Raw genomic sequence first — 12463 nt, 5'->3', positions numbered from 1 at the left:
TTACAGCGAGAAAACTGCTGCAACACCTTTTTGAATGCAAAGGAGAGAACATTATGGTGCATAAGACAATCACAATGCCAGTTATCGCCCTGCGCGGGATGACGGTTCTTCCCAAAATGATGTTACATTTTGATATCAGCCGGCCAAAGTCTGCGGCAGCCGTAGAAAAAGCAATGGTTGGAGACCAGAAGGTGTGTCTCGTCACCCAGAGGGATTCAGAAGAAGAGAATCCTGATTTCGGGGGATTGCATTCCATCGGTACGATTGCTGTTATCAAGCAGCTGGTAAAGATGCCTGGCAATGTAATCCGTGTTATGGTGGAAGGTCTGGAACGTGCAGAGCTTTTGGCTCTTGAGAATGAAGAACCCATGCTGGTGGGAGAAATCGATACAGTATTTGAATTTGATGAGATGATAGATGATGTAACAAAACAGGCTATGCTGCAGATTGTTCAGGATAAGCTTTCAGAATACGGCAAGGAAAACCAGAGGCTTGCAAAAGAAGTGATCCCTGGTCTTTTAATACTGACAGATTTAGGAGAGCTTCTGGATCAGATCGCCGTACAGCTTTCCTGGGATTACCAGGTGCGCCAGCAGGTATTAGAGAGCATTATGCTGGATGAAAGGTATGCTCTTGTCATGAAGCATCTTTTGACTGAAATTGAGGTCACAAAGGTAAAACGGGAATTACAGTCTCAGGTAAAAGAGCGAATTGATAAGAATCAGAAGGATTATATTTTAAGGGAACAGTTAAAGGTAATCCGGGAAGAGTTAGGAGAGGATAATCCTCTTACCGATGCAGATGAATACAACAAGCGGTTAAAATCATTAAAGGCTGACAAGGAGATTAAGGACAAGATCCAAAAGGAAATCGAGCGCTTTAAGGCGATGCCAGGCGGAAGCCAGGAGGCCAATGTAGTGCGCATGTACTTAGAGACTGTTTTGGAGCTTCCCTGGAAAAAGGTTTCCAAGGATAACAACAGCATATCCCATGCCGAAGATATTTTAAATGAGGACCATTATGGTCTTGAAAAAGTGAAGGAACGTATTCTTGAATACCTGGCAGTCCGTACGCTGACAAAAAAAGGAACAAGCCCTATCGTTTGTCTGGTAGGACCTCCAGGAACCGGTAAAACCTCTATCGCCCGCTCTGTGGCAAAGGCGCTGAATAAGGAATATGTAAGAATCAGTCTGGGTGGAGTCAGGGACGAAGCTGAGATCAGAGGTCACAGGAAAACATATGTAGGTGCTATGCCGGGAAGAATAGCAGAGGCTATAAGACAGGCAGGAGTCAGCAATCCTCTTATGCTTTTGGACGAAATTGATAAGGTCAGCAGAGATTACAAGGGAGATACTTCTTCCGCTCTTTTAGAAGTCCTTGACAGTGAACAGAATGTAAAGTTCCGGGATCATTATATAGAGCTTCCCATTGATTTATCCAATGTTTTATTCATTGCTACGGCCAATACCACCACAACCATACCGGGGCCGCTCCTTGACCGTATGGAATTAATTGAAGTAACCAGCTATACGGAGAATGAAAAATTCCATATTGCTAAGAATTACTTAGTAAGAAAGCAAAGGGAAAAGAATGGGCTGACAGAGAGTCAGGTCACCATTACAGATAAAGCCCTTGAAAAAATAATTCACAATTATACAAGAGAAGCAGGCGTCAGAACGCTGGAGAGAAGAATCGGTGCTGTTTACCGTAAAGCTGCCAGACAATTTTTGGAGAACAAAAAAGAGGCCATCGAGATTACAGATTTGAATCTTGAAACATACTTAGGTAAAGAGAAAGTAACCTTTGAAGATGTCAATGAGGATGATGAGGTGGGAATCGTAAGAGGCCTTGCCTGGACCAGCGTTGGAGGAAGTACCCTGCAGATCGAAGTCAATGTTATGCCTGGAAAAGGAAATTTATCCCTTACCGGACAGATGGGAGATGTCATGAAGGAATCTGCCCGGACGGCACTTAGTTACGTGCGTTCGGTCTGCCCGGACTATAAGGTGGCAGATAATTATTTCGAAAAGCACGACATCCATCTTCATATACCGGAAGGAGCCGTTCCAAAGGATGGTCCTTCGGCAGGCATCACCATGGCAACAGCCATGCTTTCTGCGGTCATTAACCGCAAAGTAAAGGCAAAGGTGGCCATGACTGGAGAAATAACTCTAAGAGGCCGTGTGCTTCCGATCGGTGGTCTGAAGGAGAAGATACTGGCTGCCCGTATGGCACATGTGGAGACCGTGCTGGTTCCATTTAAGAATAAACCTGATATTCTGGAGCTTTCAGATGAGATTATCGGGAATCTTACCATCGTGTATGTCAAGCATATGTCAGAGGTCTTACAGGAGGCATTTCTCCAGGAATAGAAAGGAAATCATATGATTATTAAATCCGTAGAACTGGAAACGGTATGTGGCATTACAAGCACGCTTCCGGAGAATACTAAGCCGGAATTCGCCTTTGCAGGAAAATCAAACGTAGGAAAATCCTCTTTGATCAATGCTCTGATGAACCGCAAATCATTTGCCAGGACATCTTCCCAGCCGGGAAAGACCCAGACAATAAATTTTTACAATATCAATGATGCGTTTTATTATGTGGATCTTCCAGGATACGGTTATGCAAAGGTAGCCCTGGAGGTAAAAGCAAAATGGGGAAAGATGATTGAAAATTATCTCCACAAATCCCCTATGCTCCAGTGCGTATTCTTATTGATTGATATCCGCCACGAACCTTCCGTCAACGATAAGACCATGTATGACTGGATCGTGTATCAGGGGTATCAGCCAGTCATCATCGCCACAAAACTGGACAAATTAAAGAGAAGCCAGGTACAGAAGGCAATTAAGCAAGTGAGGACCGGTTTGGGAATCGGAAGTGATGTAACTGTGATTCCTTTTTCTGCGGAAACAAAGCAGGGAAGGGATGAAATTTGGGAGCTGATATCAGATTACGCAAATAGTCTTGACAAGGAATAAAAATCTTTTTATAATGAACCTATTTATTACATAGAGTTCATTTTGGCAAGAAGAGGAGAAAACAGTTATGAAAAAGACAATAAAGAAAATCGCATCAACTCTTTTAGCAGTTTCCCTTGCAGCGGCAGCTCTTACTGCCTGCGGCGGAGGTGCTGGAAAAGGAACCAATGCAGCTGGTAAAGATGCAGATGGTAAAAAAGTACTGAAAGTTGCTATGGAGTGTAGTTATGCGCCTTATAACTGGACCCAGTCAAATGATGCCAACGGAGCAGTTCCTATTTCCGGTGGTTCTGATTTTGCTTACGGCTATGATGTTATGATGGCTAAAAAAATTGCTGATGAACTTGGATACGGCCTTGAGATCGTAAAGCTGGACTGGGATTCTTTGGTTCCTGCTGTTCAGTCTGGCAAGGTTGACTGCGTCATTGCAGGACAGTCCATTACAGCAGAGCGCCTCCAGTCAGTAGATTTTACAGATCCATATTACTATGCGACCATTGTTGCCCTTGTAAAGAGCGGCGGCAAATATGAGAATGCAAAAAGCGTAGCAGACCTTTCCGGTGCAACTGGTACTTCCCAGTTAAACACCATCTGGTATGACAGCTGCCTTCCTCAGATCCCCAATGCAGATATCCAGCCGGCTATGGAATCCGCACCTGCCATGTTAGTAGCTTTAAGCTCTGGCAGATGTGATGTGGTAGTAACAGACAAACCTACCGGACAAGCAGCATTAATTGCTTATCCTGATTTCAAGCTTCTTGACTTTACCGGTACAGACGGTGACTTCAAGGTATCTGATGAAGACATTAACATCGGAGTTTCCTTAAAGAAAGGCAATACGGAGTTAAAGGATGCCATCAACGGAGTCCTTTCTAAGATGACAAAGGCTGACTTTGACAAGATGATGGAAGAGGCCATTTCCGTACAGCCATTGTCAAAGTAGTACGCAATAAAAAAGAATCAGGGCTTGCAGGCACGGGACAAGAGCGTTCTTATCTTCGTGCCGCTTGTTCTGTCTAAATGACAGTTAGAAAAGGAGAAGGTAATATGTCTTTACCATCAGATTTTTTAGGCAGAATGCTGTTTATTCTGCGGGAATACGGTCCCTCCTTCCTGAGCGGCGCCGGTAAGACAATGGCGATTGCCATTGTAGGAACACTGATTGGCTGTATCATTGGTTTTGCAGTGGGAATTGTTCAGACCATTCCTGTTTCAAAGCATGATAACCCGGTAAAACGAGTTCTGCTGAAAGCAGTTAAAGTCATTTTGAATGTTTACGTAGAGATTTTCAGGGGAACCCCTATGATGGTTCAGGCCATGTTCATTTTTTATGGTTCCTCGGCTCTCTTTCAGATCAATATGTCCATCGTATTTGCTGCATATTTCATCGTATCCATCAATACAGGTGCTTATATGGCAGAAACGGTAAGAGGCGGAATTCTTTCCATTGATCCCGGCCAGACAGAAGGCGCCAAAGCCATCGGTATGACTCATTTTCAGACCATGGTCAATGTTATCATGCCACAGGCTCTCCGTAATATTATGCCTCAGATCGGTAATAACTTAATCATTAATATTAAGGATACCTGTGTACTTTCCGTTATCGGTGTGGTTGAGTTATTCTATGCCACAAAAGGCGTGGCAGGAGCGTACTATACTTACTTTGAAGCATTTACCATTACCATGATCATTTACTTTATTCTTACCTTCACCTGCTCCAGAATCCTGCGTCACTGGGAGAAGAAGATGGATGGTCCTGACAGCTACGATCTGGCAACTACCGATACCCTGGCTTATACCAGCGGTATGGTGAAATTCCCAGATCCGAAAGAGAAGGAGGATAAATAAATGGCAGAAGAGAAAGTACTGGAAATTCATCACTTAAGTAAGACCTTTGGAACCAATGTTGTCCTGCGGGATATTGATTTTTCTGTAAATGCTGGCGATGTGACCTGTATTATCGGAGCTTCTGGTTCCGGTAAATCAACCCTTCTTCGCTGCATCAATCTTTTAGAGACACCAACTACCGGTGAGATTTTGTATCACGATGTAGATATCACGGACAGAAAGATGAACGTTCCGTCATACCGGACTAAGGTAGGTATGGTATTTCAGAGTTTTAATCTGTTCAACAACATGACAGTTCTTGAGAATTGTCTGGTGGGCCAGATTAAGGTTCTGAAAAAGGATAAAGACGAAGCAAGAAAAAAGGCCATGATGTATTTAGAGAAGGTTGGTATGGCTCCCTACATCAATGCCAAGCCAAGACAGCTTTCTGGAGGACAGAAGCAGAGAGTTGCCATAGCCAGAGCATTGGCCATGGAGCCGGAGATCCTGTTGTTTGATGAGCCGACTTCAGCCCTTGATCCTCAGATGGTAGGTGAGGTGCTGGCAGTTATGAGAACACTTGCAAAAGAGGGGCTTACGATGATTATCGTAACCCATGAGATGGCTTTTGCCAGAGACGTTTCCAGCCGTGTGGTCTACATGGCAGGCGGTGTCATTGAGGAAGAAGGAAAACCATCTGATATATTTGGAAATCCCCAGAAAAATTCCACAAAGGAGTTTTTAGACCGTTTTATTCAGGGATAACATAAGAAGGAGCTGAGTCAATATAACTGAACAATCAGTTGTGGAGCAGGCTCCTTTTTGGTATGATGAATCAAAAAGGAGGTCATATATGAAAATAGTCTTTTTGGAAACAGATTCTTTAGGTGATGATGTGGATTACGCTCCATTTTACTCCATAGGAGAAGTGGTGAAATACAACAATTCTAATCCAGAAGAAAATTCTGCACGTGTAAGGGATGCAGATATCATAGTGGCTAATAAAATAACTATGAACGAAGAACTGCTTCGAGATGCAACAAAGGTAAGACTTATCTGTCTGACAGCTACCGGAACCAACAACGTGGATTTTCAATATACCAACAAGCGGAAGATCGCTGTGGCTAATGTAAAAAGCTACTCTACAAGATCTGTGGTACAGCATACCTTCGCCCTTTTATTCTACGTCTATGAAAAGCTGTCCTATTATGACTCCTTTGTAAAATCAGGGGAATACACAGACAGTGATGTGTTCAGCTGTTTTGATAAAAAGTTTAATGAGCTTTATGGAAAGACCTGGGGGATCATTGGCCTTGGAGAAATCGGTCGGGAAGTAGCAAAGGTGGCAGAGGCCTTTGGCTGCCGGATCATCTATTATTCCACCTCAGGGATGAACAATCAGTCCAATTATGAAAGGGTAGAATTTGAGACCCTGCTGAAAGATTCTGATATCATTTCCATACACGCTCCTCTTAATGAGAAAACCGGGAATCTCATGGATAAAAAGGCTCTAAAGGCGATGAAACGAACTGGGGTGCTGTTAAATCTGGGAAGAGGAAAAATTATTGATGAAGAAGCACTTACCTGGGCTCTGTTAGAGGGGGAGATTGCCGGGGCTGGCCTCGATGTTCTCAGTGAAGAGCCAATGAGCAAGGATAATCCGCTTTTAAGCATTAAGGACAGTACCAGATTGATCATTACGCCCCATATAGGCTGGGCAACCGTAGAAGCGAGAAGAAGGTGCCTGTCAGAAATCTATGAGAATATCAGTGCATATCTGAGAGGGGAAGAAAGAAATATCGTAAATGGAGGGAATTAAAAAGGCGGTCTGAGTGTTAACACTCAGGCCGCCTCTTTTACGTTTCAGGAACGAATCACAAAAGCTCCAATATTATTTGGGCAGGTGGTCATCTTTAAAAGGACATGTTGTCTTAGTAAAAAGACTCCTGACCTTAATCTGTATAAACGTGCGAGTCACCTTAATTGCAAGAGCAAAAATAAAGATTGGAAGAAAGACAGTTAAAAACAACTTTACTTTCAAACGGAACAATCTTTTATTCTGCTGCTTTCGTACAGACTCATAATGGTCATGAATGGTATGAAACCACGTTTGTTTCACTTGGGCTTTATTCAAGTAAATTCCCCCTTAACTTTTACTGACCTCCGGATCGTCAGGAACCGCTCATCAGAGATTTCATAGCAAAAGCATAAATTTCCTGGCTTTTTGATTTCCAGTGGTCACACATGATTTCTGCCTGGTCCTTGTCAGGAACAGATAGGTCTAAGCTGATCAGACAGTTTTTTCCTTCCCGTACTTCGCAGTGTACAATGTAATCCTGGCTCGTGGATTTGTAATAATCCGCTGTGACGCCAACTTCATTGCGGAGACGAAATTTGTTGTCCTTTAAATACTCATCCATATCATTGATGATGGCAGGTGATATTTTGTTCCCAAAAAAGGAAAGAGTCTCTTCGCCCTCTCTGGTAATATCATACCGGCTGCTGTTGTGATTGGTCTCCACATGAAGCAGCTTTGCCTCCAGCAGTTCGTTTAACGCCTGGTTCAATGTAAAGTAAGTTGTATATTCATGCTCCAGAAAAAAGTTAGACAATTGTGCGCTGGTCAGGGGGAAATTAACCTGTTTAAGCATATATAAAATCATTAGTTTGTACAGGGTCATAGGTTCTGACAGCATAGTTACCTCCAGTGACGCATTTTTTGCGCCCTAATATAAAGGATGGCCGAAAAGCTTCCAGCCATTCCTCTTGTTTTACGCCTGACGGATATGATCCTTTACTGCCTGGCTCACAGCATCGGCGACCCGGGGATCAAATGCCTCAGGAAGGATGTTGTTTTCATCTAACTCTGAAGGTGCTACGAGATTAGCAATGGCAACGGCAGCAGCCAGCTTCATCTCTTCTGTAATGGAAGAGGAACGTCCCTCCATTGCACCTTTAAAGATACCAGGGAAAACAACGACGTTATTGACCTGATTTGGGAAATCGGACCGTCCGGTACCTACGACTCTGGCTCCGGCTGCTTTTGCAAGATCCGGCATGATTTCTGGAACCGGGTTTGCCATGGCAAAAAGAATGGCATCAGAATTCATGGAGGATACCATCTCCTGAGTTACAATCCCGGGAGCAGAAACACCTACGAAGATATCAGCTCCTTTTAAGGCGTCAGCCAGGGAACCTTTTATACCGGTAAGGTTGGTAACTTCCATCATCTTTTCCTGCATCCAGTTCAGGCCTTCCATGCCTTTTGCCAGGATGCCGATACGGTCGCACATGATAATGTTTTTAAATCCATAAGTCAAAAGAAGCTTTGTAATGGCGATTCCGGCAGAACCGGCTCCATTTACCACAACACGGCATTCCTCCATCTTCTTTCCGGTGACCTTTAAGGCATTGATGATTCCGGCTAACACCACAATCGCTGTTCCGTGCTGGTCATCATGAAAAACAGGAATAGTAAGAAGCTCCTTAAGCCGTTCTTCAATTTCAAAGCAGCGAGGAGCAGATATGTCTTCTAAGTTGATTCCGCCAAAGGCAGGAGCGATATGAACAACGGTTTTAATGATCTCTTCCGTATCCTGGGTATCCAGACAGATCGGGATCGCGTTGATTCCGCCAAATTCTTTAAATAGCACGGCCTTTCCTTCCATGACCGGCATGGCAGCCAGAGGACCGATGTTTCCAAGACCTAGAACAGCGCTTCCGTCAGAGACTACAGCAACTGTATTGGATTTGATGGTATACTTATAAGCCGCTTCCGGATTCTCGGCAATGACCTTGCAGGGTTCAGCCACTCCAGGTGTATAAGCAAGGGCAAGATCTTCCCTGGTTTTGACCTTTGCTTTGGAATTTATTTCCAGCTTTCCGTTCCATTCTTCATGCAGCAATAAAGCTTTCTCGTTGGTTGTCATAATCAGTTTGTCCTTTTTTCCACAGTTTTTATTATATCATACCAATTTTAGGGTTTTAAATCAATAGAAAATGTGTTAGAATATAGAGTAATTAATTTTTAGCAAACGAATAATATAAGGAAATTAAAGATACAGGTGGTACTATGAGAGAACGAATCAACAGGCTGGCAAAAGGCATCATTGATTCTGAAATTCCAAAGATAAAGGTTACCCCATCGGGAATTGATGATGTGGTGCGCTCCGGAGGAGCTACCAGGCGGGAGCTTGTCGTTACCAGTGAGAATAATCTGCACATAAAAGGGCTTGCCTATTCCTCAAACTTCCGCGTCAGGCTGTTAAGCGGAGCGTTTGGCGGTACATATAACCATCTGGTCTATGAGATAAACGGAAGTTTCTTGGAAGATGGGGATGTCATTAAGGGATCTTTTTACCTGGTTACCAATGGCGGCGAGAGAGAAGTCCCTTATTCTTTTCGTGTGGAGCTGGGGACGTCAGGGAAAGCGCTCAGTGATTTAAAGACAGCAGAAGATTTTGCAGATGCTGCAAAGAAAGATATGGACACGGCTCTTCGTTTATTCGAGTACCGGGATTTTGTTACGGCTCCTTTTATGGATGATCTCCACATAAGGGCGATCTATGACGGATTAAAGGGAAGACTGGACAGACGAAAAGAACTGGAAGAGTTTTTGACCGCCCTTAAGGTAAAGAAGCCGGTCGTGCTGTCGGTGGATGATAAGGAGCTAAGATTTGGAGAACTGGAGGACGTTTTACACGATCAGGTATTCATTACACGGAGCGGTTGGGGCTACGTGAATCTGGACGTGACAACGGACTGTGATTTTATAGAGCTGCCCAAAAAGACGGTTGGTGAACTTGACTTTGAAAACGACCAGTGCAGCGTACCGTTTCTGATTCACCCGGAACGGATGCATCAGGGAGAGAATTCCGGCAGAATCATGATAACCGGAATGGAAGATAAATTTATAATACCGGTAACGGCGGTTGTGAACCCCGGAGGAGGGATATCGGCGGAGGATGCCTTTGCAAAAGAGGCTTTCGGCCGATTTTTGCGGCTGCGCCTTTTGGAGGAAAGCGGTCAAAGAAGTGGCGATGTTCTCTGTGAAGACATGGAAAAGGCCCTTGATGAGCTGGAGCTGATGAAGGGAGAGCAAAGCCTTTATAAGCTTTTTCGTGCTGAGGTCTGCCTGTTACAGGGGAAACCGTCAAAAGCCGCTCTTTTGCTAGACGAGTGCCGGGATGTAATCTTAAATGAGCGTCAGGAAAAACGGGAAATATACTGTTACTATCAGTGTCTGCGGTTACAGGTTCAGCCGGATGAATATCAGAGGGAATCCCTGATCCGCCTCATGAAGAAGTATCTGGAGGAAGACAGAAAACTATTTTGGCTGTTCCTTCTGCTGATCAAGCTGGATCGCAGGCTGTTTGACAATATGCCTGCTTTGTTTTCCATGTTAAAACGTCAATTTGATACGGGAGTAAGAAGCCCATTTTTCTACCTATGGGGCTGCCGGGTGCTCAATGAAGCTCCAGACTTAATCCGGTCCCTGGGACCTATGGAGCTGCAGATCCTTTATCACTGCGTGGGCAAGGGCCTGGTGGATAAAAAGCTGGCTCTGGCAGTTTCAAAGCTGACTCTTTCAGCAAAGCATTTTAACAGGCTGCATTACCGGATGCTTATAAAGCTTTATGAGGAATTTCAGGAAAAGGAAGTTCTGGAAGCTATTTGCGCACTCCTGATTAAGGGAGAGTGCCGTATGGCAGAGGCCTTTGCCTGGTATGAAAAAGGAATCAAAGCAGGGATCAGCCTTACAAGGCTTTACGAATATTATATTTATGCCCTTCCAAAGAATTATTGCTATCTTCTGCCTAAGGAAGTACTTTTATATTTTTCCTACGGAGGAAGTGAACTGGATTTAAACAGCAGGACAGTCCTTTATAAAAATGTCCTGGTATATCTGGAGCCTACAGATCCGCTATACCAGGCTTATGAGCGGACCATAGAAAAGTTTGCGACCGAGCAGCTGTTTGAGTCCAGGATCGACAATCGTCTGGCCTCCATCTATGAAAAGATGATATTTAAGGATGTCATAGATCTTCCTATGGCTATGGTACTGCCATCCATCTTACGTTCTTACCGGGTGGAATGCCAGAATAAAAAGATGAAATATGTGATAGTCTGCTACGAAGAGCTGACAGAAGAGGATGCGTTCCTTCTTGATGATGGAGTCGCCTATGTGCCATTATTTTCAGAGCACAGCATTCTGTTATTCCAGGATGCCTACGGAAACCGGTATGCCAATATCCCCTATAAGAAAGACGCGGTCATGGACCGGCCGGAGCTTGAGGAGCGTTGCTTTGAACTGTTTCCGGAGCATTCCATGCTTCGCTTAAGGGCGTGTGAAAAAGCACTGTCAAAGGGAGTCACTGACAGAAAAGAAGTTAAGATCTTAGAAGCGACCTTAGAGGATCCGAAGCTTCGTCCATATTATCAGCGGCTATTATTATCAAAGGTGATTGAGTTCTATCAAAAGCAGACCGATGCTCCGGAAGAGGGCGGAGATGGAGCTAAATATCTTCTGACTCTGGATAAAAAGGTTCTTACCAAAGAGGAGCGGATTGGAGTCTGCAATACCCTGATCCTTAACGGTTATATGGAAGAGGCATTTCATATGATCCGGGAATTTGGCTGCGAAGGCATAGGAATGGAGCAGTTATATAAGCTGTGTACAAAGATGATTCTCCAAAAGCTATTTGATGAGGATTCTCTGCTCCTTACCATCGCCTATGAAGTTTTTAAAGAAGGAAAAAATGACAGTGTTATTTTGGACTATCTGTGTGAACATTTTAACGGCCTGTCAGACCAGATGTATCACGTTCTCATGCAATCGGTTTCCGGTCATGTGGAAACCTATGATTTAGAGGAAAGACTGACGGCCCAGATGATGTTTTCCGGGGCTATGATCAAGCTGGATAAGGTTTTCCATTTATATAGAAACCGCAAGGAAACCAGTGAAAATATCGTTAAGGCATATCTGACTATAAAGTGTACGGAATACTTTATGGAGGATAAGGAACCGGAAGAAAAGGTATTGGCTTATCTGGAAGGAGTGGTAAAAGGCTCCTCCATAAAGGGACGTCTGCCCACCATTTATTTACTGTCCCTCTCCAAGTATTATGCCAAGCTTTCAGAGCTTTCAGATGAGCAGAAGGAACTGTGCAGGGAGACGGTGGAGTTTTTACTGGAGGAAGGATATGTCTTCCCTCATTTTAAAGACTTGTCAAACTATGTTCCCATGCCTGAGGATATCCTTGATAAAGCTATGATTCAGTACTGCGCAGGCCGTGATTCAAAGATTGACCTTCAGATAAGGATTCTGCCGGATGAGGAAGAGTTCCATAGTGAGGATATCTCCCGGGTTTATCAGGGCGTGTTCGTAAAGCAGAAAATTCTGTTTGAAGGCGAGATTATGGAATACCGGATCAGCGAGCTGATTGACGAAGACTGGGTTCTTAAAAAAGAAGGCAGCATAAGCTGCGATGCCGGGGAATCTTCAAAAGATATGGACAGCAGATTTGCGTGTCTCAATGAAATGAGCCTGTCTTTGAGTTTAAGAGATGAAGCGGCGCTTAAAATACGGATGCAGGAGTATTTAAGGAAGAATGCTGCTGCAGAAGAATTATTTCCACTGATGTAAGATAAAG

Annotated in this window: 9 protein-coding genes; 7 read left to right on the top strand and 2 right to left on the bottom strand. The window is 44.0% G+C overall.

All coding sequences use genetic code 11. The features are described from left to right. The first annotated feature begins 53 nt into the window (after window positions 1-53). The 6 genes from lon (at window position 54) to T546_RS0105870 (ending at window position 6630) form a co-directional block, all read left to right on the top strand. The gene (lon, locus tag T546_RS0105895) at window positions 54-2372 is read left to right on the top strand and encodes an endopeptidase La (RefSeq protein ID WP_026890821.1); all 2319 of its coding nucleotides are present in this window, start codon (window positions 54-56) and stop codon (window positions 2370-2372) included. A gap of 12 nt (window positions 2373-2384) precedes the next feature. Further along, window positions 2385-2984 (top strand): ribosome biogenesis GTP-binding protein YihA/YsxC, encoded by a 600-nt coding sequence (gene yihA / locus T546_RS0105890; protein WP_026890820.1) that lies wholly within the window; start codon window positions 2385-2387, stop codon window positions 2982-2984. Window positions 2985-3051: 67 nt separating this feature from the next. After that, a complete protein-coding gene (locus T546_RS0105885) occupies window positions 3052-3927 on the top strand; it encodes a transporter substrate-binding domain-containing protein (protein WP_026890819.1) in 876 nt (291 codons plus the stop codon). Between the two features lie 104 nt (window positions 3928-4031). Further along, window positions 4032-4832: an amino acid ABC transporter permease gene (locus T546_RS0105880; RefSeq protein ID WP_026890818.1), complete on the top strand. Its 801-nt coding sequence runs from the start codon at window positions 4032-4034 to the stop codon at window positions 4830-4832. Continuing rightward, window positions 4833-5576, top strand: coding sequence for an amino acid ABC transporter ATP-binding protein (locus T546_RS0105875; protein ID WP_026890817.1), 744 nt, complete (start codon window positions 4833-4835; stop codon window positions 5574-5576). An 88-nt stretch (window positions 5577-5664) separates the two neighbouring features. Continuing rightward, a complete protein-coding gene (locus tag T546_RS0105870; protein ID WP_026890816.1) occupies window positions 5665-6630 on the top strand; it encodes a D-2-hydroxyacid dehydrogenase in 966 nt (321 codons plus the stop codon). 352 nt (window positions 6631-6982) lie between these two features. Here T546_RS0105870 and T546_RS0105860 read toward each other — a convergent pair whose 3' ends face one another. Together T546_RS0105860 and T546_RS0105855 are read right to left on the bottom strand one after the other, a co-directional pair. Beyond that, window positions 6983-7507 carry a DUF4364 family protein gene (locus T546_RS0105860; RefSeq protein ID WP_024836223.1) on the bottom strand — a complete coding sequence of 175 codons (525 nt, stop codon included), beginning with the start codon at window positions 7505-7507 and terminating at the stop codon, window positions 6983-6985. A gap of 75 nt (window positions 7508-7582) precedes the next feature. Beyond that, on the bottom strand, window positions 7583-8740 hold the full coding sequence (locus T546_RS0105855) for an NAD(P)-dependent malic enzyme (protein WP_026890815.1): 1158 nt from the start codon (window positions 8738-8740) through the stop codon (window positions 7583-7585). A 143-nt stretch (window positions 8741-8883) separates the two neighbouring features. Here T546_RS0105855 and T546_RS0105850 point away from each other — a divergent pair, with 143 nt between their 5' ends. Then, entirely contained in the window at window positions 8884-12456 is a 3573-nt protein-coding gene (locus T546_RS0105850) for a DUF5717 family protein (RefSeq protein WP_026890814.1), read from the top strand. The last annotated feature ends 7 nt before the right edge of the window (window positions 12457-12463 follow it).

Source organism: [Clostridium] aerotolerans DSM 5434, from assembly GCF_000687555.1.
GTDB classification, from domain to species: Bacteria; Bacillota; Clostridia; order Lachnospirales; family Lachnospiraceae; genus Lacrimispora; species Lacrimispora aerotolerans.
This window is presented reverse-complemented; position numbering and strand designations above follow the sequence as displayed.